Source organism: Nocardioides coralli (genome assembly GCF_019880385.1).
Lineage (GTDB): Bacteria > Actinomycetota > Actinomycetes > Propionibacteriales > Nocardioidaceae > Nocardioides > Nocardioides coralli.
Map to the genome: position 1 here is coordinate 2,689,957 of NZ_CP082273.1, position 23,925 is coordinate 2,713,881.

The 23,925-nt window shown below is 71.7% G+C and carries 23 protein-coding genes and 1 other RNA gene; 7 read left to right on the top strand and 17 right to left on the bottom strand.

What is annotated here, in order from left to right; translation table 11 throughout:
• The first annotated feature begins 78 nt into the window (after positions 1-78).
• Positions 79-1,764: an alpha/beta hydrolase gene (locus K6T13_RS13120; RefSeq protein ID WP_222895001.1), complete on the top strand. Its 1,686-nt coding sequence runs from the start codon at positions 79-81 to the stop codon at positions 1,762-1,764.
• 3 nt (positions 1,765-1,767) lie between these two features.
• Here K6T13_RS13120 and K6T13_RS13125 read toward each other — a convergent pair whose 3' ends face one another.
• The 4 genes from K6T13_RS13125 to K6T13_RS13140 all read right to left on the bottom strand — a co-directional run bounded on the left by K6T13_RS13125 (position 1,768) and on the right by K6T13_RS13140 (position 5,830).
• Positions 1,768-2,418, bottom strand: a complete 651-nt coding sequence (locus tag K6T13_RS13125; RefSeq protein ID WP_222895002.1) for a response regulator — start codon at positions 2,416-2,418, stop codon at positions 1,768-1,770.
• A complete protein-coding gene (locus tag K6T13_RS13130; protein ID WP_249423781.1) occupies positions 2,415-3,920 on the bottom strand; it encodes a sensor histidine kinase in 1,506 nt (501 codons plus the stop codon). The genes K6T13_RS13125 and K6T13_RS13130 overlap by 4 nt, the downstream gene beginning before the upstream one ends.
• Before the next feature lie 4 nt (positions 3,921-3,924).
• Positions 3,925-4,578 carry a hypothetical protein gene (locus K6T13_RS13135; RefSeq protein ID WP_222895003.1) on the bottom strand — a complete coding sequence of 218 codons (654 nt, stop codon included), beginning with the start codon at positions 4,576-4,578 and terminating at the stop codon, positions 3,925-3,927.
• Between the two features lie 73 nt (positions 4,579-4,651).
• Positions 4,652-5,830, bottom strand: coding sequence for a hypothetical protein (locus tag K6T13_RS13140; RefSeq protein WP_222895004.1), 1,179 nt, complete (start codon positions 5,828-5,830; stop codon positions 4,652-4,654).
• A gap of 201 nt (positions 5,831-6,031) precedes the next feature.
• Here K6T13_RS13140 and K6T13_RS13145 point away from each other — a divergent pair, with 201 nt between their 5' ends.
• Positions 6,032-6,601 carry a TetR/AcrR family transcriptional regulator gene (locus K6T13_RS13145; RefSeq protein WP_222895005.1) on the top strand — a complete coding sequence of 190 codons (570 nt, stop codon included), beginning with the start codon at positions 6,032-6,034 and terminating at the stop codon, positions 6,599-6,601.
• Positions 6,598-7,368, top strand: coding sequence for a maleylpyruvate isomerase family mycothiol-dependent enzyme (locus K6T13_RS13150; protein WP_222895006.1), 771 nt, complete (start codon positions 6,598-6,600; stop codon positions 7,366-7,368). Before K6T13_RS13145 ends, K6T13_RS13150 begins: the two co-directional genes overlap by 4 nt.
• 1 nt (position 7,369) lies before the next feature.
• Here K6T13_RS13150 and K6T13_RS13155 read toward each other — a convergent pair whose 3' ends face one another.
• From K6T13_RS13155 to ssrA, 3 genes are all read right to left on the bottom strand, one after another.
• On the bottom strand, positions 7,370-8,737 hold the full coding sequence (locus K6T13_RS13155; protein ID WP_222895007.1) for a wax ester/triacylglycerol synthase family O-acyltransferase: 1,368 nt from the start codon (positions 8,735-8,737) through the stop codon (positions 7,370-7,372).
• A 68-nt stretch (positions 8,738-8,805) separates the two neighbouring features.
• Positions 8,806-9,864 (bottom strand): hypothetical protein, encoded by a 1,059-nt coding sequence (locus K6T13_RS13160; RefSeq protein ID WP_222895008.1) that lies wholly within the window; start codon positions 9,862-9,864, stop codon positions 8,806-8,808.
• A 338-nt stretch (positions 9,865-10,202) separates the two neighbouring features.
• Positions 10,203-10,572: a transfer-messenger RNA gene (gene ssrA, locus K6T13_RS13165) on the bottom strand.
• Between the two features lie 188 nt (positions 10,573-10,760).
• On the opposite strand from ssrA, the gene K6T13_RS13170 reads away from it, so the two are divergent.
• From K6T13_RS13170 to K6T13_RS13180, 3 genes are all read left to right on the top strand, one after another.
• Positions 10,761-11,225, top strand: coding sequence for a hypothetical protein (locus tag K6T13_RS13170; RefSeq protein ID WP_222895009.1), 465 nt, complete (start codon positions 10,761-10,763; stop codon positions 11,223-11,225).
• Between the two features lie 314 nt (positions 11,226-11,539).
• Positions 11,540-12,037 carry a PKD domain-containing protein gene (locus K6T13_RS13175; protein WP_222895010.1) on the top strand — a complete coding sequence of 166 codons (498 nt, stop codon included), beginning with the start codon at positions 11,540-11,542 and terminating at the stop codon, positions 12,035-12,037.
• Between the two features lie 112 nt (positions 12,038-12,149).
• On the top strand, positions 12,150-13,427 hold the full coding sequence (locus K6T13_RS13180) for an HNH endonuclease signature motif containing protein (RefSeq protein ID WP_222895011.1): 1,278 nt from the start codon (positions 12,150-12,152) through the stop codon (positions 13,425-13,427).
• Here K6T13_RS13180 and K6T13_RS13185 read toward each other — a convergent pair.
• Genes K6T13_RS13185 through ftsE form a run of 5 tightly spaced genes read right to left on the bottom strand, consistent with a single transcriptional unit; the run spans position 13,411 to position 17,766 of the window.
• Complete coding sequence (locus K6T13_RS13185; RefSeq protein ID WP_222895012.1) at positions 13,411-14,307, bottom strand: amidohydrolase family protein; 897 nt, start codon at positions 14,305-14,307, stop codon at positions 13,411-13,413. The two genes, K6T13_RS13180 and K6T13_RS13185, sit on opposite strands and share 17 nt — an antisense overlap.
• Positions 14,300-14,806: an SsrA-binding protein SmpB gene (gene smpB / locus K6T13_RS13190; RefSeq protein ID WP_222895013.1), complete on the bottom strand. Its 507-nt coding sequence runs from the start codon at positions 14,804-14,806 to the stop codon at positions 14,300-14,302. The genes K6T13_RS13185 and smpB overlap by 8 nt, the downstream gene beginning before the upstream one ends.
• 32 nt (positions 14,807-14,838) lie before the next feature.
• Positions 14,839-16,083 (bottom strand): M23 family metallopeptidase, encoded by a 1,245-nt coding sequence (locus K6T13_RS13195; protein WP_222895014.1) that lies wholly within the window; start codon positions 16,081-16,083, stop codon positions 14,839-14,841.
• A 54-nt stretch (positions 16,084-16,137) separates the two neighbouring features.
• Positions 16,138-17,049 carry a permease-like cell division protein FtsX gene (ftsX, locus tag K6T13_RS13200; RefSeq protein ID WP_222895015.1) on the bottom strand — a complete coding sequence of 304 codons (912 nt, stop codon included), beginning with the start codon at positions 17,047-17,049 and terminating at the stop codon, positions 16,138-16,140.
• Positions 17,050-17,076: 27 nt separating this feature from the next.
• Positions 17,077-17,766 (bottom strand): cell division ATP-binding protein FtsE, encoded by a 690-nt coding sequence (ftsE, locus tag K6T13_RS13205; RefSeq protein ID WP_222895016.1) that lies wholly within the window; start codon positions 17,764-17,766, stop codon positions 17,077-17,079.
• Positions 17,767-17,836: 70 nt separating this feature from the next.
• Here ftsE and K6T13_RS13210 point away from each other — a divergent pair, with 70 nt between their 5' ends.
• A complete protein-coding gene (locus tag K6T13_RS13210) occupies positions 17,837-18,487 on the top strand; it encodes a hypothetical protein (RefSeq protein WP_222895017.1) in 651 nt (216 codons plus the stop codon).
• A 23-nt stretch (positions 18,488-18,510) separates the two neighbouring features.
• Here the strand turns inward: K6T13_RS13210 and prfB are convergent, their stop codons facing one another.
• The 5 genes from prfB to K6T13_RS13235 form a co-directional block, all read right to left on the bottom strand.
• Complete coding sequence (gene prfB / locus K6T13_RS13215) at positions 18,511-19,629, bottom strand: peptide chain release factor 2 (RefSeq protein WP_222895018.1); 1,119 nt, start codon at positions 19,627-19,629, stop codon at positions 18,511-18,513.
• A 73-nt stretch (positions 19,630-19,702) separates the two neighbouring features.
• Complete coding sequence (locus tag K6T13_RS13220; RefSeq protein ID WP_222895019.1) at positions 19,703-20,158, bottom strand: CAP domain-containing protein; 456 nt, start codon at positions 20,156-20,158, stop codon at positions 19,703-19,705.
• Positions 20,159-20,242: 84 nt separating this feature from the next.
• The gene (locus tag K6T13_RS13225) at positions 20,243-20,767 is read right to left on the bottom strand and encodes a gluconokinase (protein ID WP_249423782.1); all 525 of its coding nucleotides are present in this window, start codon (positions 20,765-20,767) and stop codon (positions 20,243-20,245) included.
• Entirely contained in the window at positions 20,764-22,164 is a 1,401-nt protein-coding gene (locus tag K6T13_RS13230; RefSeq protein ID WP_222895020.1) for a GntP family permease, read from the bottom strand. The genes K6T13_RS13225 and K6T13_RS13230 overlap by 4 nt, the downstream gene beginning before the upstream one ends.
• Positions 22,165-22,269: 105 nt before the next feature.
• Positions 22,270-23,757 carry an MDR family MFS transporter gene (locus K6T13_RS13235; RefSeq protein WP_222895021.1) on the bottom strand — a complete coding sequence of 496 codons (1,488 nt, stop codon included), beginning with the start codon at positions 23,755-23,757 and terminating at the stop codon, positions 22,270-22,272.
• Positions 23,758-23,925: the final 168 nt, after the last annotated feature.

Below are 23,925 nucleotides of genomic sequence, written 5' to 3' on the forward strand. Positions count from 1 at the left end.
AGCCCGACGACCATCCCACTGGTCCGGACACCGACGTCCTACGTTGACGGGATCCGCGAGGGCTCGGAGGGCAGAACCGTGTCGATCACCCACCTCACGTCCACCCGCTGGCGCCGACCGGTCTCGGCGGCGCTCCTGGTCGCGCTGCTGCCGGTCTCGCACGCCGTCACCGCCGCCGGCGCCGCACCACCACCGGCGGCCGCACGCGCGAGCGAGTCGGGACCGGTCGTACCCACCGTCGCGCCTGTGCGATGGCGGAGCTGCGGACGTGGGCTACGGCCCTACGAGTGCGCCACGGTCGAGGTCCCGCTCGACTACGACCGACCCAAGGGCGCGACCACCGAGATCGCGCTCGCGCGCTATCCCGCGACCGACTCCCGTCCGATCGGTTCGCTGTTCGTCAACCCCGGTGGCCCCGGTGGGGACGGGGTCGGGCTGGTGCTGTCCGGCTTCGGAGAGTTCCTCGGCGAGTCGCTGGGCGGCCGCTTCGACGTCGTCGGCTTCGACCCGCGCGGCGTCGGGCGGTCCGAGCCGCTCTACTGCTTCGACAACGAGGGACAGCTCTTCGACTTCCTGTTCAGCCAGCCGATCTTCCCCTACAAGAAGAAGCAGTTCCGGCCGTTCTTCCGCGCCTACTCCCGCCTCAAGGGCCCCTGCCGCGCCGGGCAGCGCATCGACGAGCACATGAGCACCGCCGACGTCGCGCGCGACCTCGACCTGCTGCGTCAGGCGGTGGGCGACCGGGCGCTCAGCTACCTCGGGTTCTCCTACGGCAGCCACCTCGGCAACACCTACGCCAACCTCTTCCCCGACCACGTCCGCGCGCTGGTCATCGACGGCGTCCTCGACCCGCGGCTGTGGGTGGCCGGTCGCCAGGTCGAGTCCGACCGCGTGGCCACGCAGGAGGAGTTCGACGAGTTCCTGCGGCTGTGTGACGAGGCGCGGCGGAAGTGTGCCTTCTGGAAGCGGTCGATGACGTCGAAGGAGCGCTGGAACAAGCTGGCCCGCGCCGTGCGTCGCATGCCCATCGTGTTCCCCGACGGCTTCCGCTACACCTACGACTTCCTGATCGCCGACGCGGCGAGCGCGATGTACGTCCCGGAGTTCTGGGGAGGTCCCGGTGGGGTCGCGGACTTCTTCGACTTCCTGGCCGACAACGCCCTGCGCGGCAAGAAGGGCGCCGCAGCCAAGGCGTCCCGCGCGCGGGACGGGCTGCTGGAGCGGTGGTCGGGCCGCCGCGTCGCGCGGCAGGACTACCTCAACTTCTTCGACTCCTACTTCGGCAACCACTGCGCCGACGCGCAGTACCCGCGTGCCTTCTCGCGGTGGAAGGCCGTGGGGCGCTTCGCCCGGGCGGGGTCCCGCTTCGGCCCGTTCTGGTGGTGGTACAACGCTCCCTGTGCCCGTTGGCCGGTCAACGAGGACCGCTACACCGGACCCTGGACCGCGACCACCAACAAGCCGGTCCTCGTCGTCGGCAACTTCTTCGACGGCGTCACGGCCTACACCGGCGCGGTCGCGAGCGACCAGCTGCTCGGCAACAGCCGACTGCTCAGCTATGCCGGCTGGGGCCACACGGCGTACGGGCGCAGCCAGTGCGTGACCGACCACGTCAACGCCTACCTGCTGCGGGGGGCGCTCCCGCCCAAGGACACGGTCTGCCCGGCGAACCCGAGCCCGTTCCTGACAGCGGCAGCACGGCAGGCCCGCCTCGGCCGCGGGCCAGTGGTCGGGCTGCCCCCGCCCTGGCTGCTGCGGCGCTGACCCTCAGCCGAGGTGGCCTCGCCCGAGCCCCGCGTCGCGGGCCCGGGCGATGGCCTCGCTCCGGGTGAGTCCGAGCTTGGTCAGGATGTTGGAGACGTGGTTGCGGGCCGTCTTCTCCGACAGCACAAGGGTCCGCGCGATCTCGGCGTTGGAGCGGCCGGCTGCCACCAGCTCCAGCACGTCGAGCTCCCGCTCGGTGAGGCTGGGAAAGGCCCGGACGGCGGTGTCCGGCACGGCGTGGCCAGCCCGCTCGAACACCGAGGTCGCCAGCGCCTGCTCGAAGACCGCCTGGCCCCGGACCGTGCCGGTGAGGGCCCGGGTGATGTCCTCGGGCTCGGCCCCCTTGACGAGGTAGCCGGTGGCACCGGCGCGGACCGCGGCGCCGAGCACGGCGGGGTCGTCGGTCATGGTGAGCACCAGCACCCGCACGGCCGGGTTGGCGGCCCGCACCGCCCGGACGGCCTCGACGCCGTCGGTCCCGGGCAGGCCGAGGTCGAGCACGACCAGGTCGGCCTCCGCAACGGTGGGTAGGGCGGACTCGAGGTCGCCGAAGGCGCCCACCACTGGCCACGCCAGCTCTCCGACCAACGCCACCACCGCCTGCCGGTAGAGCGGGTGGTCCTCGACCACGACGACGCGGGCCCGCTCGCTCATCGGCCGGCCTCCGGCAACCACGCCCGCACCTCGGTGCCGGCGCCTTCCGCCGGCCCCACCGTCAGACGGCCGCCGAGCTCCTCGGCACGGGCCGTCATCCCGGCCAGCCCGACGCCGGGCACCGCGGCGGGATCGAGCCCGATGCCGTCGTCGGCGACGACCAGGTGCAGTCCGTCGTCGTGGACGAGCCGCACGCACACGCGGGTCCCGTCCGAGTGGCGCACCGCGTTGGTCACCGCCTCCATGACGATGCGGTACGCCGCCACCTCGGTTGCCGGCGCGAGCGGCGGGAGGTCGCCCGCGACCAGCTCGACGGTCGGCCCGAACCGCTCCAGCGGAGCCAGCCCTGCGCGCAGCGCGTCGGCCAGGCCGAGCTCGCTGATGGCCGGGGGGCGCAGGCCGTCGCAGAGCCGGCGTACCTCCTCGACGGCGCGGCCGACCTCGTCGGCGAGGTCGTGCACGGTGGCCACCTGGTCGCCCGCGGTCTGTCGCTCCAGCTGGCGCAGCCCCAGGCCGATCGCCGCGAGCGAGGGTCCGAGCCCGTCGTGGAGCTCGCGGCGCAGCCGGGTCCGTTCCTCCTCGCGCTCGGTCACGATGGAGCGGCGCGACTCCGAGACCTCGTCGAGCCGCCGGTGGAGCGCCTCGACGGACTCGCGTCGGTCGAGCAGCCGGTGGCGGACGACGGCCACGCCCACGGTCGCGGGCAGGGCAGCCCCGGCGCCGAGTGCCAGCAGCACACCCGCGGGTCGCTCGCCCTGGGGCAGCGCGGCCGCGATCACGACGAGCACCCCGGCGGTGAGGAAGCCGCCGATCTGACGGCGGCGCACGTCGCCGGCAGGAGCACGCCGGAACTTCACCAGCAGGCCCACGAGCCCGGCGACGCCCGCGGCCATGACCGCGAGGAAGCCGATCGCCCCCGCCCGTTCCCAGCCCTCCACGGACCCGATCCCGATCGGGTTGGTGAAGCCGTCGTGGTTGGCGAGCGGCCCCGGCCGGAGCGCCCCCGAGGCCACCAGTGCCGTGTTGCCACCGATGCCCAGGGCCGCCACCGGCCACCACGCCCGGCCCGGCAGCTCGCCGTCGGGGTAGAGCAGCAGTCCCAGGGCCAGCAGCGGAGCGGCGCCGAGCGCCCACACCCAGCTCGAGACCCACGCCGACGCGGCCGCACCCGGCAGGACGCTGCCGCCCCAGGCGTACGCCGGCAGCACGCACGCCGACGCCAGGCCGACGACCGTGTAGAGGATGGCGAGCCGGGTCAGGCCGGTCGCGTGGGGGCGGGTCGACCAGATGCCGGCGGCCACGGTGCTGAAGCCGATCGCGAGCGGGATGTTGACCAGGGCCTCGCTGCTCCTCAGCCCCTCGGGGGTCTCGACGGCGGCGAGGACGACGCCCGCGGACACCAGCCCGGTGGCGGCCGCGGGCAGCGCGAGCCACGGCCACCAGGCGGCGACCGTGGCTCCACGCGCCCCCTCGGTCAGGGGATCGGTCGACGGGTCGGTCACCGGGTCATTGTGTGGCAGGAACCGGGGTCGCCACCGTCATTCGACGCGTGGGCCGCACGGCGGTCGTGAGCCCGTAGGCCATCATCCAGAGCAACAGGAGGAGGAACGGGACGGGCACGTAACGCGCGGGCTCGAGGATCCCGACGACGCCAGCGACGGCGCCGAGGCCGCCGACCACCGCCGCCCACCAGGCCAGCCAGCGCGGCTCGTCGGTGCGGAGCAGCCCGATCCCCGCAGCCGTGAGGGTGACCGACAGCAGGAACCCGAACACCACGAAACCGGCACCGTTGAGGCCCGCCATCAGCTCGGCCACGGCGGGGTCGAGACCGTCGTGGTGGACCCGGAGCGCCATCTCGGGCGTCACGGAGGCGACCTTCACCGCCACGGCCGTGGTCCCGACCACGACGGTCGTGACGGCGGCGACGGGCGAGCGTCGGCCGATGAGGGTGGCGAGACAGCCGAGGAGCACGCAGAGGGCGACGAACCCGGCCAGCTCCAGCGAGTAGGCGGCGTACGCGATCGTCGGCAGGCCCTCCTCGGCCTGACGCAGGACCGCGGTGCCCGAGCTGTCACCGCCGTCATAGAGGCCGTTGCCGACCAGGGGCAGGAGGCCGGCGAGGATCGCCGACCCGATCAGGGTCTTATGGGTGGAAGTCATGGACCCACGGTCACCGACCGTGCTGTCCCGGCGCATGGTGCTGGTGTCCCGACCTGGTGGGCGCGTGCTCCGGTCACTCGCTCCGGCCGGGGGCGAGCAGGGCCAGGGTCTCGTAGAGGGGTGGTCGACGGGTCGAGGTGGCCCGTTCGCAGCGGCCCGTGATGGTGCAGCGGACGATCCACTGCTGCGCCCACGCGTCACGCCGCCCCTCGCGCGTCAGGACCACCAGGACGTGGGAGTCACCCTCGGGCACGACCTGCTGCGGTCGGTCGGGGAAGCGCAGGCGGCGGGCCGGCTTGCCGGTGCGGGCGTCGATGACGAGGACGTCGCTGGTGCTGCCGTCCAGGGCGACCAGCCACCGGCGGTTGCTCGTCATCATCAGCGGGCCGAGATCCGCCGGCCGCCCGTCGGCGGTGTAGCAGCGGGTCCACCGCGGGAACGGGTCGTCGGCGACGTACAGCCCGTGACAGCTCTGGGGAGTCGTGGTGCCCAGCGGGTCGCCGAGCAGGACCCCTGGGGCGACGACGTCGAGGAAGCGGGCCTTCCACCACGCCTGGCCCCGTGAGCTGCGGACGTAGCGGTCGGGTCGCTCCTCGCCGTAGGAGATGAGCGCGTCGTCCTCCCCGAGGATCCCCACCGGGACGACGTGGGAACCGGCTGGGACGAGCCCCGTGATCTCGGTGGGCGCCTCGTCCCCCTCCTCGTAGCCGAAGAGGTAGCTCTCCCCGCGCCAGCGGGTGGCCCAGACGATGGCGCTGCCGTCCGCGCTGTCGACGACGCTGTGGACCCGGTGGGGGCCGAGCTCAGTGGCCAGGGTGGTCAGCTCACCGTCGGGGGCGAGCAGGTGGACGCCGCCGGGGAGCCGGTCGCTGCACCGGTCCTCCGACCCGAGGCAGCCACCGGCCACCACCAGGTGCGACCCGAGGACGCCCGCCTCCCACGACCCGCGGGGAAGGCGCTGCCGGGCCCCCTCCCAGTGGGCGAGCGGTGCTTCCCAGCCCGGCGTGATCCACGGGACCCCTGGAGCTTCGCCCAGGCGGTCGGAGACGCGCGCCGTGATCGCCTCCACGCGAGCGATGTCCGACACCGGCGGCGGACCGGTCTGCGCCGTGGGGCTCGTCGACGGAGCCGCGTCCGGGGTCGGGGAGAGGTCGACGTCGAACCAGGAGCAGCCCGACGTGCCGGTCATCGTGAGGAGCAGCAGCAGGGCCCAGCGACTCGTCCTCGCCTGCGCGTCGACCTGACCTCGCACCACTGCCTCCTCGAGCAGCTGCGGGCCGGGCGGGGGCACCCGGCTGGTCCGTGGTTCGAGGGTAGGACCGTCACGGTGCCGGCGCGCCTGTTTTCGCCGGGTCGTGTTGGGCGTGCCCGGGGGTTGACACCTACCTAACGCCGTTAGAAACTCCTAACGATGTTAGATACGACCTCCCGGGCCAGCGCTCGACGCGACCAGATGCTGCGGCAGATCCTGGACGCCGCGTGGGCCATCGCCCGGGACGAGGGCTTCGCCGCGGTGTCGCTCCGCGAGGTGGCGGCACGCGTGGGCATGCGGGCGCCCAGCCTCTACACCTACGTCGCCTCCAAGGACGCGATCTTCGACGCGATGTTCGCCGACGCCCAGCGCGAGCTCGCCGACGCCTTGCCCGACCTGGACCTCGCCGGCGGGCCCCGCGCCAGGCTCCGCGTCGGCGCCCGCGCCTTCCTGGAGTTCTGCGCGGCAGACCCCGTGCGCTACCTGCTGATGTTCCAGCGCCCCGTCCCGGGCTTCGAGCCGTCACCCGAGTCCTACGCCCTCGCGGTCGACAACCTCGCCGTCGCCGGTCGGGCGCTGGCGGCACTCGGGCTGGAGGAGCAGCACCATCTCGACCTCTGGACCGCCGTCGTCGGCGGTCTGGCCGCCCAGCAGCTGTCCAACGAACCCGGTGGGGACCGGTGGTTGCGACTCGCTGACGACGCCGTCGAGATGTACGCCGACCACGTCGGTCTCCCACCCGACCCGACCGAGGAGATGAGCAGCTCATGACCGACCAGGTACAGCGGCCGATCGCCACCCGACACGTCCCGCCAGGTCACGACCGCCCGCGGGCGATGCACGAGGCGCAGGAGGCCTACCGCCGGTTCGCGAAGGCGTGCGCCGCTCTCGATGCCGAGCAGTGGGCGCGTCCCACCGACTGCACCGGGTGGGACGTGCGCACCCTGGCCGGGCACGTGCTCGGGGCGATGCGGGCAGCGGCGTCGATGCGCGAGATGACCAGCCAGCAGCGGGAGATCAAGCAGCGCGTACGTCGAGACGGTGGCACCGAGACCGACGTGATGACCGCGGTCCAGGTCGACCGCACCGCCGACCTGTCGGTCGCCGAGCTGGTCGCCGAGCTGCGGTCGCTGGTGGGTCCCGCGGCACGCGGCCGCCGGCGTACCCCTGCGCCGCTGCGCCGCTGGGCGACGTTCCCCGTCGAGGTCCCCGGGCTGACTGAGCGGTGGACGCTGGGCTACCTCGTCGACATCGTCCTCACCCGCGACGCGTGGCTCCACCGGATCGACCTCGCCCGGGCAGTCGGGACCGAGACGGAGACCACCGCCGAGCACGACGGCTGGGTGGTGGCCGGCGTGGCGCACGAGTGGCTCGAACGCCACGGGCAACCGGTGGACCTGGTGCTGACCGGCGTCGCGGGCGGCCGCTTCGGTGACCCCACCGCCGAGGAGCTCCGGCTCGACGCCGTGGAGTTCTGCCGGATCACCTCCCGCCGGGAACGCCGCGACGGGCTGCTCGACGTGGCCGTGCCGTTCTGACCTACCTCGCCGAGGCGACCAGGTCCCGGCTCAGCTCCTCGATCTCGGCGTGGAAGGCGTCGAGGACGCGCTCGGGGTCGGGGATGACCCGGGAGTCGGTCTTGAACCCGACGCGCACGGTGCCGGCGTACGTGAAGATGCACGTCCCCAGCGCCTGGTCGGCAGACCCCGGCACCCAGCCCAACAGGCTGGTGATCCGGGTCCCCGCGAGGTAGCGGTGCTCGCGAGGGCCCGGGACGTTGGTCGTGACGCCGCTGGCCTTCCCCGCGAAGAAGGTGACCAGCAGCCGGCTCAGCCGCCGGCCCAGCCGACCGATCCCGAGGATCAGCGCGAAGGTGATCACCGGTTCCGGCGAGCGCTTGATCTCGTCCATGCGGCGCTTGGTCTCCGCCAGCCGCTCGGTCGCGTCGGTGAGGCCCGACGGGAGGAGCAGCAGCACGAGGGTGAACCGGTTGCCCAGCTCCCGCGGGAGCGGCACGTGGGCCGGCCGCAGGTTCACCGGGATCATGGTCGGGATGTCGCGGGTGCGGCCCTCGTGGGAGAGCTGGTAGCGCTCCAGCGAACCTGCCAGCGCCGAGACCAGCACGTCGTTGACGGTGGCGTCGGAGGCCCGCGCGATGTCCTTGACCAGCTGCAGGTCGACCGGGTCAGACCAGACCGCCCGCTTGCGCTCGCCGGCCGCGCCGGCCAGCGACGACTCGGGGTTGCGGGTCAGCAGCAGCTTGCGGACGACGCCCAGGCCGCTCAGGGCGGTACGGATCGCGGCCACGACCCCCGCGCGGACACGGGACGGCCGCACGAGTCCGGGCACCTCGGGGACGACCCGCCGGGCGACCTGGATGAGCTCGCCGACCCCGTGGTGCCGGGCGCCGCCCTCGTCCGCGGCATCGACGTCGGCGTCGGCGGCGGCGTCGGTCAGCGAGAGCAGGACCTGGGTCAGCGCGATCCCGTCGGCGAGGGCGTGGTGCAGACGGACGTAGATGGCGGTCCCCTCGGCGAGACCCTCGACGAGGTGGATCTCCCAGAGGGGGCGGTCGCGTGGCAGGGGTGTGCCGAAGAACCCGGCGACGTACTCCTGCAGGGCTGCGGAGTCGCCCGGAGCGGGGAGGCGTGCCTCGCGGATATGGGCGGCGACGTCGAGGTCGGGGACGTCCTGCCAGCGGGCCCGCGACCAGCGGTGGCGCGGGGTCGTGGGGCGCCGGGAGAAGACCGGGTACGCGTCGACCAGCCGGCGTTGGATCACCCGGTGCAGCCGCTCCCGGTCGACCGGTCCCTCGAGGAACAGGACGCACTCGATGACCATCAGGTTCTGCGGGCGGTCCATGTTCAGCCAGATGGCGTCGACGGGGTTGACGCGGTGCTCCCTCACCGGGTCAGCCTGTCACGGGCGCGCAAGCGCGATGGCCGCTCGGGGCGGGTGCGGCCCTCAGCGGCGGCTCACGGACGGTCGTTCGCGTCGGGAAGGATGCGGTCCGGCTGGATCCTGACCCAGGTGCGTCCGAGGTCGTCCGAGATCCGCAGCTCACCGAGGTCCCCGGTGTGGCCCTCGGGTCGTGGGGGCCAGCAGGTGAGGAAGCGGCCGACCAGGTCCCCCAACCGGCAGTCCTCCTCCGTACGGCGCACCGTGCTCCAGTCCGGGCCGTCACTGACGTAGAGAGCGCCACCGCCGCCGAGGCCGACCAACGTGTCGTCGGACGTCGTGGTCCACGACCGATTCCGTTCCTCACCCGTGGGCAGCCTCTCCACGACGGTGAGGTTCTCGGGGAACCACTCGGTGACGCCCTTGCGCTGCTCGCCACCCGTGAGCACCCCGATCCGCTCCAGGGGCCTCCCCATCACACTGTCGGACGCCGCGTACAGCTCATCCCCGCGTCGGAGGGCTGTCGCATCCCACGGGTCCATGAACTGGTTCCAGGAGCGCCCCCCGTCGACGGACCAGGTGCCGGTGATGTGCGCCGACTCCCTCCAGAGGATCGACCTGCCCGGGTCCCAGGCGCCGTCCCACGACGCCCTGGTCTGCAGTCGCTGGAGGTTCCCGGTCCGCGGATCCACCTGGCAGGCACCCGGAGTGCCCGGAGGGCAGAACACGTGGAGCGCCCCCCGCTGTCGATCAGCCGTCGCAGCCACCAGACGCGTCGAGCGCAGGCGACCACGGTGGATCACCAACGCGGGTGCCTGCTCGGTTCGCGGCCTGCCCGTGCAGTTCGAGCCGTCCAGGTAGAAGCCGGCGCGCGTCGGTTCGACGGCGCGTTCGCCGTCCGCGAGCAACCACGCGCGCACCTCGCTCGTCTCGAGGCCGCTCTGCCACGCCTCGCGGGGCGCAAACGTGAGGGCGACGGGGTAGCGACACCGAAAGAGATCGCGATCGCGAAGGCCCTCGAGCCGCCACCACACGAGCATGTCGCCGTTCTCGCTCAGGTGGACCGAGGTGGGTCGCACGTCCGACCTCGACAGCAACGTCATCGCCGCCTCGGTACCGGCGACCGGCTGCGTCACGCGCAACAGGTCCTCGGCGCTGGCACTCTCATGACCGGAACCAGGAGTCTGGTCACCCCCGGGCGACGACCCGGATCCGGTGCACGCGCCGAGCAGCAGTGCGGCCCCGAGTGCGGCGGCAACACGTCCGCGTGCCGCCGCTGCAAGTGACGTCCCAGGTCGGTGAGCCACGGCCGCCTCCTGCGCGAGAACCGACAGGAGAAATGCTACGACCGGACGGGCTCGAGAGGGAGTCCGCGGAGCGCCGGGATCATGGGCGGCATCTCCGGAGAGGGGTGGGGGCGACCCCCGCCCGACGCACGACGGCTCCGCCCGGATGGGCGGAGCCGTGAGTGAGTGAGTGGAGCTGCGGGGAATCGAACCCCGGTCCTCGAGCGTCGATCCAGGTCTTCTCCGGGTGCAGTCAGTGATGTCGCATTTCTCGGCCCCGGCGCTCGCACTGACACGTCGCCGACAGGCCCAGTCAGGAAAGAGTCCCGCTCATCCCTCCTGACAGGAGATGAGCAGCAAGTCCTCTAGATGAGGCCTGGGTCCGGGACGAGGACGGATGCCCGGTCAGACCCTTCGATCACCGCTCAGGCGGCGAGAGCGAAGTCGTTGCGCTCAGAGTTGGCAACTATGGTTTCCAGCGATCGTTTACGAGATGACGCTGGCTTCTCGACCCGCTTCCCCTGGAACTAACGTCCCAAGTCGAAACCGATCAGCCCCTGTGGAGTTATCAACCGTTGCAGTCTACGGGGGAACGGTGACAGCTGCATGTTCATTCCCACCCACCCCGCCGTCCACAGGGGTCACGGCGGGGGTGTCGCACCGGCGCTCGCCTCGTTAGATTCGGCGGAGTCCTCTCGGGAAGGCACGCGATGTCCGTACGACGTCTCTTCGCAACGGTCGCAGCGGTGGTGCTGCTCGCCGGTGGCTGCAGCGACGAGCCGGAGCCGCGGTTCGAGGAGCCGGCATCGACCCCGTCGCCCACCCAGTCCGCGAGCCCTCAGGCGCAGACGCCGGAGGAGTTCATCCGGGAATGGGTGCGTCTCGACCGCGAGATGCAGACGACCGGCGACACCACGGCATATCTATCAGTCAGTCGCGAATGCCGGCCGTGCCGAGCAGTTGCGGAGCGCGTGGAGACGATCTTCGAGAACGGCGGCCGGGTCGAAACGAAAGGTTGGGCAGTCGACAAGATCGAGAGTCTGCCTACCAAGGGCTGGTACCGGATGGAGGGGTCGGCGACGACAGTAGTAATCGTGGAAGAGGCTGGCGCCGATGAGAAGCGGCTCCCTGGAGGACCTATCACCTACGACTTCGTCGTTAGGGCTGACGACCAGGGGTGGCAGTTGGTCGACCTGCTGGAAGTGGCGTGATGCGCCTTCTCTTCGCTGCCGCCGTAGCCATATGCAGTGCCTTCGCCCTGCCACCCGCGCATGCATCGAGCAGCTGCGGGGCAACGTCGACGCTCTACTCCAGCGTTGCGGAGTGCGTCCGAGAGCGCGACTCCGTTGAAGACCTCTACGCCCAGGCGTCCACGAGTCGCTACACGTACTCGCTCGAGTCGCGGTGCAAGCCGGGGCAGGCGGGCTGTGGTCGAGACGAGCGGATCTGTGTCGACGAGTCCGGGAGGCCGGGCACCTGGTACGTCCTCGTCCGCACGACGGAGTCGACCGGCGCAACCACCCGCATGGGGATCGTCTGCCTGACGCCGGCCGACGAGCGGGGGCTGGCGGTGATCACGCCGGGCATGGTGAAGCGCGAGTTCGAGCAGCTGGCCTGGCCCGGCGCCGAGCTGGCGGTGCAGCCGCCCGACGGCCAGACGTTGGTCAACTTCGACACCAACTTCTTCACCGACAACACCGAACCGACCACGCAGACCGTCACGCTGCTGGGCCAGCAGGTGACCATCGAGGCGCGCCCGACCTCCTACACCTGGCACTTCGGCGACGGCGACTCCCGCACGACCACGAGCCCGGGCGCCGCCTACCCGGCGCTTGACGTCACCCACGGCTACGCCGACACCGGCCGCGTCAGCCCGAGCGTCGACACGACCTACCAGGGTCGCTACCGCGTCAACGGCGACAGCTGGCAGACCATCCCGGGTTCGCTGACCGTCGACGGTCGGGCCGTGTCGCTCCTCGTGCGGTCGGCGAGCCCCCGCCTGGTGGGGAGCTACGGGGACTGAAGCGCCGCGGCGGCGAGCCCACAGGTGTCCACAGGCGGGGTTCGGTCCCCGTTGTGCACACCCACAGCGGAGGGCATGGCTCTCGATCACCTGTTCGAATAGCGTGGGTGGCATGTCATCGGTCCTCGAGCTCGACGCCCTCGCCAGCGGCCACCCCGCCGCGGTCGTGGCGGCGGTCCACGAGGCCTTGGACACTGCCGTCGTCGAGGGCATCGCGGACGGCGAGTACGCCGGAGTCATCCGTGAGCTGGCGCGGGCCCGGTCGCGGCTCCACGCGCTGGAGCTGAAGCTGGTCGCGGCGGCGACGAAGGCGCGCGTACCCCAGCAGTCCGGCGCTCGCTCGACGGGGGCATGGGTGGCCCAGCAGACCCGCACCAGCGGCGCCCAGGCAGCCCGGGAGGCGGGCCTCGCCCACGACCTCCACCACAAGCTCCCCGCCACCGCCACCGCCTTCGGCGCTGGGGCGGTCTCGGCCGAGCATGCAGGGGTGATCGCCCACGCCGTCGGCCACCTGCCCCGCACCCTCACGCCCGCCCAGCGGGAGACGGTCGAGCGAGACCTGGTGGCCAAGGCGGCGCGGCTGGACCCCCAGCAGCTGCGCCGGGCCGCCCGCCGCGCCCTGGCCGCCGTCGAACCCGACCCCGCCACCGTCGACGCCCATGAGAACGCCCAGCTGGTCGAGGAGGAGTCCGCGGCCTGGGCTCGCACCCGGTTCACCCTCCACGACAACGGCGACGGCACCAGCACCGGCCACTTCACCGTGCCCACCCTGGCCGCCACCATCCTCAAGAAGGCCGTCGACCAGCTCGCCTCACCCCGCCGCGGCCGGCTCGGCGCCACTACCGCCCAGGCCGGGCGCTCGCCCTCCCCGGCCGCCGAGGGGTTCGACTGGGCACGCCGCCACGGCGAAGCCTTCACCAGCCTGCTGGAGCGGCTGCCCACCGACCACCTCCACCGCAAGGTCGCCGCCACCGTCATCGTCACCCTCGACGCCGACACCCTCACCGGCCGGCTCAAGGCCGCCGGCCTCGACACCGGCGACCTCGTCTCCGCCGCCGAGGCCCGCCGCCTGGCCTGCCAGGCCGGCATCCTGCCCGCCGTCCTCGACGGCGCCTCCCAGCTGCTCGACCTCGGCCGCCGCAACCGCTTCTTCACCGACACCCAGGCCACCGCCGGCGCCCTCCACCACACCAGCTGCGCCGCCGACGGCTGCGACGTCCCCTACGCCTGGACCGAGCTCCACCACCGACAACCCTGGAGCCACGGCGGCACCACCGACCTCGACCAGATGATCCCCCTCTGCGGCTTCCACCACCGCCGCATCCACGACCCCGGCCACCTCCACCGCCGACTACCCGACGGGTCGATCCGGTTCAGCCGCCGGACGTAGACCAGCCGAGCCTCGCAACGCCGTTCTCCCACAGCACCGCCCGCAGCCAGTCCTCGCCGAGGTCGAGCCGCTCGAGCGCGTCCAGCTGGTGGGTGTAGGGGTACGGGATGTTCGGGAAGTCCGAGCCCAGCCACACCCGGCCCGCGAGGCCCAGGTCGCGGAGACGCGGGAGCAGCGCGGGCGGGTACGCCGCACCCATCTCGTCGAAGAAGTCGGTGAACGCCATGGTGGTGTCGAGTCCGACGTGCTCGTGGCGTTCCGCGAGCGACAGGAATTCCTCGTACTCAGGGGCACCGGCATGGGCGATCACCAACGGCAGCCGCGGGTGGCGCTGCAACAGCTCGGCCACGGGATCCGGCCCGGTGAACTCGGTGCCGACCGGACCGCTTCCCGCGTGGATCACCACCGGGACGTCCGCGTCGGCGACCTGCCCCCACACCTCGTCGAGGAGGGGTTCGCGGACGTCGAAGGCCCCCACCTGCACGTGCACCTTGAACAGCTCGGTGCCCGCAGCGATCCGCTTGGCGACGTACGTCGCGGCCTCCGGCTCCGGGTAGAAGGTGGCGCAGCGCAGCGCCTCCGGTACCCGGTCGGCGAACTCGGCGGTCCAGTCGTTGAGGAACTCCGCCATGCCGGGCCGGTGCGCGTAGGCGAGGGCGGAGAAGTGCCGGACCCCGAGGTCGCGCAGCACCTCGACCAGAGCGTCGTCGGTGTCGCGGTAGTGGAGCGGCCAGGTGCGGCCGATCAACGGGCCCGCGGCATCGAACTGCGCCCGGACCTTCGCCATCACCCGCGGCGGCAGGAAGTGGGTGTGGAGGTCGAAGAGGCCGGGGAGGCCCAGGGTCTCGACGAGCTCGACCTGCGGGATCTCCTCACTCATCCATGCCCTTGAGCCTGCGGCCCAGCGCCTGCTCCTTCTCCCGGTTGGCCTGGCGTGCGGCGAGGGTGTGCCGCTTGTCGAACTCCTTCTTGCCGCGCGCGACGGCGATCTCGACCTTGGCCCGGCCGTCCTTGAAGTAGAGCGAGAGCGGCACCAGCGTGAAGCCCTTCTCCGACACCTTCCGCTCGATCCGGGCGATCTCGGTGCGGTGGAGCAGCAGCTTGCGCTTGCGGCGCGCGGAGTGGTTGGTCCACGTGCCCTGGGCGTACTCGGGGATGTGCACGTTGTGGAGCCAGACCTCGCCGCCGTCGACGTCGGCGAAGCCGTCGACCAGCGAGGCACGCCCCTGCCGCAGCGACTTCACCTCGGTGCCGACCAGGACCAGGCCGCACTCGTAGGTGTCGTCGATGTGGTAGTCGTGGCGCGCCTTCTTGTTCTGGGCGATCAGCTTGCGCGACTGCTCGTCGCCCTGCTTGCCGCCCGAGGTCTTCTTGGCCATTCGGCGATTCTCTCAGCCGGCCGCAACTGGTTTCACATCCAGTTCATCGGGTCCACGGGGCGACCGTTGACCAGCACCATGAAGTGCAGGTGGCAGGCGGTCGACCAGCCGGTCGCGCCGGCGTACCCGACCACCTGGCCACGCGCGACCCGGGCACCACGCCCGACGGCGTAGCGCGACAGGTGGTTGTAGACCACCGTGACGTTCTTGCCGTTGACGGTCCCGACGTTGAGGTAGAGCCGGTTGCCGTAGACCGAGGAGTAGTGAGTCGACAGCACCGTGCCGCCGGCCGAGGCGTACATCGGGGTGCCGCAGTAGGCGCGGAAGTCGGTGCCGTTGTGCAGGCCGTAGTAGCCGTAGATCGGGTGGGTCCGGTAGCCGTAGCCGGAGGTGACGATGCCCGGGACCGGCCGGTTGAGGAAGCCGCCGGTGGCTCCGTTGTAGCCGCCGCTGCGGGCCTGCTGCGCGATCAGCTCGCGGATCCGCTGCTCCTCGGCACGCAGCTTGGCGAGGTCGGCGCGGTCCTGGGCGCGGGCGCGGGAAGCGGCCCGGGTGGCCACGCGCTGCTCGTCGACGACCTCGCGGACCCGGGCGCGCGCCTCCCTGGCCTCGACGGTGAGCTCCCGCATCAGCACGAGGTGGTCGGCCGCCTCCTGGCGGCGCTTCTCGACCTCGGCCTCGGCGGCCTCCATCTGCTCCTGGCGCACCTGCAGCAGCACCTCGGCGGCACGGAGCTGGTCGTAGGCACGGGTCTCTCGACCCAGCATCACGCTCTGCCCCTCCTGGGTCCACGTGAGCTCGGCGGGACTGCGGGCGCTGAGCATGCTGGAGAACGCCTGCAGCTCCGGGTCGCCCTCCTGGTAGATCGTGGTCACGAGGTCGGTGACGGACTCCCGCTGCGAGGCGACGTCCTGCTTGCCGCGGGCGAGGTCGGCCTCGGCCTGGGCGAGACGGGCACGTGCCTGGGCGAGCTTCTCACGCATCTCACGGTCGCGCTCCTGAGCCTCGGCGAGGCGCACCTTGGTGCGCTCGAGGTGGTCGCGGGCCGCGGTCAGGTCGGCGCGGGCGGCACTGAGCCGGTCGAGGGCATCGCGCAGCCGGGAGCTGGAGACCTCGAGCTCGCGCTCGCCCTTCTTGATCTGGCTCTGCACGTTGCGCTGCTTGTCCCGGAGGTCGTCAGCAAAGGCCAACGGGATGCTCAGCGCGCCCAGTGCCAACGAGCTCGCGACTCCGGCCACGAGCAGGCGGCGACGGGCGGTACGGGGGAAGAAGCGCACCGGATCTGCCTTCGACGTTCGGGGAAGTAACCCCTCGAAGGTAGCCGAGCAGGATCAGACTTTGAGGTATTTCCGGGTAAGTACGAGTGTCGGGAGCAGCGTCAGCACGGGCCCGAGGACGGCGACCACACCCATGGCGTAGATGAACTCCTCCAGCCCGACCCACGGGATGAAGCCCACGAAGTCGGTGAGGCTCTGGTTGACGCCGAACCACATGAAGGCACCGATGGCGGCGCCCGTGAGCCCGACGCCGATCAGCGCGGTGACCACGGCCTCGAGCAGGAACGGCAGCGCGATGTAGACCGTCGAGGCACCGACGAGCCGCATGATGCCGATCTCCTTGCGCCGGGCGAGCGCCGCGAGCCGGATGGTGTTGGCCACCAGCAGCAGGGCGGCCACGACGAGGAACGCCGCGATGGCGAGCGCGCCCCACTGCATGGCCTCGATGCCGCGGAGGATCGGACCGACCACGGCGCGCTGGTCACGCACCGAGCCGACGCCGTCGAGACCGCGGACGGCGCTGAGGATGCCCTGGTACTCGTCGGGGTCCTCCAGCGTGATCCAGATCGACTTGGCCATGTCGTCGGCGGTGGCGGCGGCGTTGCGCCCCTCGAACCGCTCCGGCCCGAAGAGCTCCTTCACCTTCGAGAAGGCCTCTTCCTTGGACTCGACGTACCAGCTGGCGACCTCGGGGTTCTCCTCGACCACCTTCTCGATGGCCTGCTGCTGGGCGTCGGTCACCTCGGTGGGGCAGGCGGGGTTCTCGTCGTTGTCGCGGCACAGGAAGACGGTGACCTGGAGCTCGTTGCCCCACTGGTCGCCGGCCTTCACGGCCTGCTGGTTGAGCAGCACGCCGAGGCCCACCAGGGTCAGCGACACGAAGAGCGTCAGGATCACGGCCAGGTGCATCGACAGGTTGCGACGCAGGCCCTGGCCGAGCTCGGAGAAGACGTAACGCAGCTGCATGGGGGTGGGGACTCCTGGGTCGGGGGGTCAGTGCTGGAAGCCGTAGACGCCCTGCGCCTGGTCGCGCACGACGTGGCCGCCCTCCAGCTCGATCACGCGCTTGCGCATCTGGTCGACGATGCCGGAGTCGTGGGTGGCCATCACCACGGTGGTGCCGGTGCGGTTGATGCGGTCCAGCAGCTTCATGATCCCGACGGACGTGGCCGGGTCGAGGTTTCCGGTCGGCTCGTCGGCGATGAGGATCATCGGCCGGTTGACGAAGGCGCGGGCCACAGCGACGCGCTGCTGCTCGCCGCCGGAGAGCTCGTCGGGCATCCGGTCGCCCTTGCCGTCGAGGCCGACCAGCTCGAGCGTCTCGGGCACGAGGGACTTGATCTCCGAGGCGCCCTTGCCGATCACCTGCAGCGCGAAGGCGACGTTCTCGGAGACGGTCTTGTTGGGCAGCAGCCGGAAGTCCTGGAAGACGGTACCGATCTGGCGGCGCAGCCGCGGCACCTTCCAGCCGGCGAGCCGGTTGATCTCCTTGCCGGCGACGTAGACGCGGCCGGAGGTGGGGCGGGACTCGCGCAGCACGAGGCGCAGGAAGGTGGACTTGCCCGAGCCGGAGGCGCCGACGAGGAAGACGAACTCGCCCTTCTCGACGTCGACCGTCACGTTGTCGAGGGCGGGGGCGCCCTGACCGGGGTAGGTCTTGACGACCTTCTCGAAGCGAATCACCGGGTCGAGAGTAGTCGAGCCGTCCTCGCGCCAGCCAACCGCGGGCGCCGTGGCGTGGCACAGTGACCGCATGCGACGGCGTGGCGTCGGGGCGGCCCTGCTGGCCGGGGTGGTCGGCCTCACCGGCTGCACCGCGGCCGAGGAGCCGCCAGCGAAGACCAGCACGCCTGCTCCGGAGCCGACCACGCTCGCGTCGTACGACGCGCGGGGGGTGACGGTGGTCCGCGGCCCGTTCTGCGACCGGGTCTCCCCCACCGCCCTGGAGCACGCCCTCGGGGAGATGCCCGAGGGTCACCGGAGCTGGGAGAACGGCGACCGGCTGCGGCTGCCGGACGGGACTCGCGACCGGGTGCAGGAGTACGGCTGCAGCTGGACCGGTCCGGACGGCACCCGGGCCGCCGCGTGGGTGTTCGCACCTCCGGTGACGCCGAAGCGGGCGAGGACGCTCGTGCGCGAGGCGACCGGCCCGGAGTGCTCGACCACGGGCGGCGGCGACTTCGGCGACCCGTCGGTGGCCACCACCTGCACTGACGCGGGGGTCACGCAGTGGGCCCACCGCGGGCTCTTCGGCGACGCCTGGCTCAGCTGCACCCTGGAGCCCGGCAGCGACACGAGTGATGAGACGAGCGACGAGACGAGCGGCGAGGCGGGCGGCGAGTCGAGCGTCGAGGAACGTGCCAGTGCGTGGTGCGTGGCGGTGCTGGAGGCAGCGCGGGCCTGACCGGCTGCTCTACTCGAAGGTCCTCAGACCGCGGCGGCCTTGTCGGCCCCGGCCCGCCAGCGGATGCCGGCCTCGAGGAAGTCGTCGAGCTCGCCGTCGAAGACCGCCTGCGGGTTGCCGGTCTCGTGTCCGGTCCGGAGGTCCTTGACGATCTGGTAGGGGTTCAGCACGTAGTTGCGCATCTGGTCGCCCCACGATGCGGCGACGTCACCGCGGATCTCGTCGAGCTCGGCCTTCTCCTCCGCCTTCTTGAGGGCGAGGAGCTTGGCCTTGAGGACGACCATGGCGCTGGCCTTGTTCTGCAGCTGGCTCTTCTCGTTCTGGCAGGAGACCACCACGCCGGTGGGGATGTGGGTGAGCCGGACGGCGGAGTCGGTGGTGTTGACCGACTGGCCACCGGGACCGCCCGAGCGGTAGACGTCGACCCGGATCTCCTCGTCGGGGATCTCGATCTCGTCGGTCTGCTCGAGCACGGGCACCACCTCGACGGCGGCGAAGGAGGTCTGGCGGCGTCCCTGGTTGTCGAAGGGGCTGATCCGGACCAGCCGGTGGGTGCCGGCCTCGACGGAGAGGGTGCCGTAGGCGTAGGGCGCGTGGATCGCGAAGGTGGCGGACTTGAGGCCGGCCTCCTCGGCGTAGGAGGTGTCGAAGACCTCCACGGAGTACTTGTGGTGCTCGGCCCACCGGGTGTACATGCGCATCAGCATCTCGGCGAAGTCGGCGGCGTCGACCCCGCCGGCTCCCGAGCGGATGGTGACCAGGGCCTCGCGGGCGTCGTACTCGCCGGAGAGCAGGGTGCGGATCTCGAGGCTCTCGACGGCCTTCTGCAGCTTGCCCAGCTCACGCTCGGCGTCGGCCAGGGTGTCGGCGTCGTTCTCCTCCTGCCCGAGCTCGACCATGACCTCGACGTCGTCGATGCGGGAGGCGATCTCGGTGTAGCGCTCGAGCTCGTTCTGGAGCAGCGAGAGCCGGCCGGTGACGCGGGTGGCGTTCTCCTGGTCGTCCCACAGGTCGGGGGCGGCGACCTGCTCCCCGAGGTCGGCGATCTCGGCGCGCATGGCGTCGAGGTCGAGCACCTGGCCGATGGTCTTCATCGTCGCCCGGAGCTGCTTGATCTCGGTGTCGTAGTCGGGTCCTGCCACGAGAGGCAAGGCTACCGCCGGGAGGGTCGGCGCCCTAACCGCGCCGGCACCCCCCACGCCGGGGCGGTGGACCTCAGCGGCTCCCGAACACCTGGACGGCGTACGGCGTGCCGTTGTCGCTGCGCCGCATGGCCAGCCCCATCAGCCGGAACCGCGGGCGGAGGATGTTGCGGCGGTGGCCGGAGGAGTTCATCCAGGCGTTGACGACCGACCGGCCGGTGCGGAAGCCGTAGGCGACGTTCTCGCCGGCGGAGGTGAGGTCGCACTGCCGCATGACCGGACCGAGGTCCTGGTGGAACATCCGCTCCTGGTTGGCCATCCGCTTGGCGTGGTTGCGGGCGAAGCGCTGCAGGCACTTGTTTTTGCGGAGCTTGACGCGGTCGTGCTGGACCCGCTTGGCGTTGGTCACCGACCGCGCCTGCTTCTGGTAGTTCTCGACGCTCTGTGCCTGGGCCGGCACGGCGGGGACGAGGGTGACGAAGAGGGCGAGGATGGCGGCCGACAGGGCGGCCCGGAAGCTGTGGCGCACGGGGGACTCCAGGGTCGGGGGGTGCCAGCACCGTACCCCGCGCGGGAGACCGAGGTGGCGACTTCCCGGGACTCTTGACCGGACTCAGTCGAACCCGAGCTCGGCGAGCACGCGGTCGACGACCTGCTCGGGCGGGTCGTCGACGTCGACGGTGAGGCCCTGCTCGTCGGGCTCGAGGTGCTCCAACGTCGCGATCTGCGACTCCAGCATCTCGGGGGGCATGAAGTGCTCCCGTGCCGCCATCCGCTCCAGGATCATCCCCTTGTCGCCGGTCAGGTGGACGAAGTAGGTGTGCTCGCCGCCGGTGCGGAGCACGTCGCGGTAGGCGCGACGCAGCGCCGAGCAGCTGACGATCGTGGACCGTCCGGCGTCGTCCTGGTCGCGGGTCCAGGCGGCCAGCCGGCCCAGCCACGGGATGCGGTCGCCGTCGGTGAGGGGGCGGCCCTCCGACATCTTCCGGATCGACTCCTCGCTGTGGAAGTCGTCGCCCTCCGCGAACGCCCAGTCCAGCCGTTCGTGCGCCAGCCGCGCGACGGTCGACTTCCCCGACCCGGACACCCCCATGAAGACCAGGTGCCAGGCCGGCCGCCCCTCCCCCGCCGCGGTCATGGCACGGCGTACCAGAGCAGCAGCGCGATCACGAAGATCGAGAGCCCGAGCGTGGTCTCCATGACGGTCCAGGTGCGCAGGGTGGTCTTGACGTCCATGCCGAAGAACCGGCTGACCAGCCAGAAGCCGGAGTCGTTGACGTGCGACAGGACGGTCGCGCCGGCGGCGATGGCGAGCACCAGGCAGACCAGGTCGACCGGGGACAGGTCGGCCTGGGCGGCCGCGGCGCTCAGCAGCCCCGCGGTGGTGGTGAGGGCGACCGTGGCCGAGCCCTGCGCGACCCGCAGCAGGGTGGCGATGACGAAGGCGGACACCACCAGCGGCAGACCGAGGTCGGCCAGCGCGTCGGAGAGGGCCTCGCCGATGCCGCTGTGTCGCAGCACGCCTCCGAACATACCGCCTGCGCCGGTGATGAGGATGATCGCGCAGATGGGGGCGAGGGCGTCATTGAGGATGGTCTCGACGCGGGCCAGGGAACGGTCGCGGGTGCCGAGGGTGTAGGTCGCGAACAGCAGCGTGATCAGCAGCGCGACCGGCGTCTGACCGATGAAGACGAGCGCCTCGGCGAAGGTGGACTCCCCGATCGTGCCGGCGGTCATCAGCGTGGTGAGGACGGTGTTGAGCGCGATCAGGCCCAGCGGTAGCAGGAGCACGGCCAGGACGAGTCCGAAGCCGGGCGGGGTTCCGCGCTCGGTCGGGTCGTCGGGGTCGCCCGGCTTGTGTCCGGTCAGCAGGCTGTCGTCGACGGGCACGAAGATCTTGCCGGCGTAGAGCTTGGTGAAGAGGTAGACGCCGACGTACCAGGCCGCGACGGCGACGGGCGTGCCGATGAGCAGGGTGAGGCCGATGCTGGCCTCGAGCTCGGTGGCGGCGGTGACCGGCCCCGGGTGGGGCGGCACGACCGCGTGCATCGCGGCGAAGGCGCCCGCGGCCGGCAGCGCGTAGATCAGGACCGAGCCGCCGAACCGCTTGGCGACCGAGAAGATGATCGGCAGGAACACGACGAGGCCGGCGTCGAAGAAGATCGGGAAGCCGAAGAGCAGCGAGGCCACGCCGAGCGCGAAGGGCGCCCGCTTCTCCCCGAACGTGTTGATGAGGGTGTCGGCGAGGACCTGGGCTCCCCCGGTGACCTCGAGCAGCCGCCCGATCATCGCCCCGAGTCCGACCAGCAGCGCGACCGCGCCCAGGGTCTTGCCGAAGAAGTAGGTGCTGACGAAGGCGACCTCGGAGAGCGGGATCTGGGTGACGATCGCGGTCAGGAAGCTGACCGACACCAGCGCGATGAACGCGTGCACCTTGAGCCGGATGATGAGGAACAGCAGCACCGCCACCGCTCCGACGGCGATGGCGAGCAGGACGCCGGCGCTGTAGGCCGGTGCGATCGGTGTGGGGTCCACGAGTTCTCCGAGACGTGTCGAGACGGGTGCGGGGAGTGCGGCTCGACCCTAGGCGAGGCGTGCCACCCCCCGCAGCACCCGTCCGGGCGGTCTCAGCGGGCGGTCTCAGCAGCCGACGGGGTCGGGCTCCCCCGTCGGGTCGACCTCCTCGACCGGCGCGGGCCCCGCACCGGGCACGCGGCTGGGCAGCAGGAAGACGAGCGCGACCACGCTGAGCGAGATCAGTGCGGCAGCACCGAACGCCCACTGGACGCCACCGACGAAGGCGGCCGACTCCGACGCACCGGCGTCGAGCAGGGCGTTGGAGCGCGAGGCGAGCACCGTGACGGAGACCGCGGTGCCGATCGCGGCCGCGACCTGCTGGCTGGTGCCGAGCAGTGAGGAGCCGTGGGAGTAGAGGTGGGGCGGCAGCGCGCCGAGGCTGATGGTGAACACCGGCGTGAAGAGTGCGGCCAGGCTGACCATCATCACGACGTGCCCGGCGAGCACGACGGCGTACGGCGTGGTCTCGCCGACCCGGCTGAGCATGCCCAGCCCGATCACGAGGCCGATCGCGCCCGGGACCACCAACGGCTTGGCGCCGACCCGGTCGAAGGCGCGTCCGACGCGCGGACCCAGCAGGCCCATGGCCAGGCCGCCGGGGGCGACCAGCAGGCCGGTCTCGAGCGGCGTGAGGCCGCGGAGGTCCTGCAGGTAGAGCGGCAGCAGGATCATCGCGCCCAACATGGCGAGGAACGACACCGACTGGACGGTCACGCCCACGGCGTACGTGCGGTGGCTGAGGACCCGCAGGTCGAGCAGCGGCATGTCGCGGCGCTGGAGCGCGCGCTGCCGGAGCAGGAAGGCGGCGACCACGACCAGGCCGGCGCCGACGAGAGCGAGCGCGGGCACGCCGGATCCCTCGGCGGCCCCGATCCGGCTCAGGCCGTAGACCAGGGTGCCGAAGCCGAGCGCGGCGAGGCCGATGCTGGGGACGTCGAGGCGGCTCGGGCGAGTCTCCCCGACGTCGGTGAGCTTGCGCAGCGCGAGCACGGTGACGAGGCCCGCGACCGGCAGCACCAGGCCGAAGAGCCAGCGCCACGAGGCGAGCTGCAGCACGACGCCGGAGACGGCAGGCCCGAGGGCGGGGGCGACCGAGATCGCGAGCGTGACGTTGCCCATCACCCGGCCGCGGTCGTGCTCGGGCACGATCGTCATCAGCGTGGTCATCAGCAGCGGCAGCATCACCGCGGTGCCGGCGGCCTGCACGATGCGCCCCATCACCAGGAGCCAGAAGACCGGTGCCAGCGCGGAGAGCAGGGTGCCGGCGAGGAAGACCGTCATGGCGGTGGTGAACGCCTGCCGGGTGGTGACCCGCTGCAGGAACCAGCCGGTGACGGGGATGACGACGGCCATGGTGAGCATGAAGGCGGTCGAGAGCCACTGGGCGCTGCGCGCCGTGACCTCGAGCTCCTGCATCAGCCGCGGGATGGCGTTGACCATGATGGTCTCGTTGAGGATCACCACGAAGGTGGCGAGCACCAGCCAGCGCAGGACGGCGTACGGCGACTCGTTGGTGCGCTCCACGACGGGTGTCGCGGTCGACTCGGACATGCGTGTACTCCTGGCGTGCGTGGTGGAGGCGACCCGGCGGCTGGTACCGCGGGGCCGAGGTCGCCCGGCCGTTCACCGGTGGTCGTCCTGCGCAAGTCGACCGCCGTGCTGGGCAGAACTCATCGCACCACGGACCCATTCCCCGACGCGACCGAATTTCTCGGCTGG

Coding starts and splice junctions, on each gene's coding strand:
- K6T13_RS13175 (WP_222895010.1), top strand. CDS start 11,540: ATGGGGATCGTCTGCCTGACGCCGGCCGACGAGCGGGGGCTGGCGGTG.
- K6T13_RS13235 (WP_222895021.1), bottom strand. CDS start 23,757: ATGTCCGAGTCGACCGCGACACCCGTCGTGGAGCGCACCAACGAGTCG.
- K6T13_RS13125 (WP_222895002.1), bottom strand. CDS start 2,418: ATGAGCGAGCGGGCCCGCGTCGTCGTGGTCGAGGACCACCCGCTCTAC.
- smpB (WP_222895013.1), bottom strand. CDS start 14,806: ATGGCCAAGAAGACCTCGGGCGGCAAGCAGGGCGACGAGCAGTCGCGC.
- K6T13_RS13180 (WP_222895011.1), top strand. CDS start 12,150: ATGTCATCGGTCCTCGAGCTCGACGCCCTCGCCAGCGGCCACCCCGCC.
- K6T13_RS13150 (WP_222895006.1), top strand. CDS start 6,598: ATGACCGACCAGGTACAGCGGCCGATCGCCACCCGACACGTCCCGCCA.
- K6T13_RS13225 (WP_249423782.1), bottom strand. CDS start 20,767: ATGACCGCGGCGGGGGAGGGGCGGCCGGCCTGGCACCTGGTCTTCATG.
- ftsX (WP_222895015.1), bottom strand. CDS start 17,049: ATGCAGCTGCGTTACGTCTTCTCCGAGCTCGGCCAGGGCCTGCGTCGC.
- K6T13_RS13145 (WP_222895005.1), top strand. CDS start 6,032: ATGCTGCGGCAGATCCTGGACGCCGCGTGGGCCATCGCCCGGGACGAG.
- K6T13_RS13210 (WP_222895017.1), top strand. CDS start 17,837: ATGCGACGGCGTGGCGTCGGGGCGGCCCTGCTGGCCGGGGTGGTCGGC.
- K6T13_RS13135 (WP_222895003.1), bottom strand. CDS start 4,578: ATGACTTCCACCCATAAGACCCTGATCGGGTCGGCGATCCTCGCCGGC.
- K6T13_RS13185 (WP_222895012.1), bottom strand. CDS start 14,307: ATGAGTGAGGAGATCCCGCAGGTCGAGCTCGTCGAGACCCTGGGCCTC.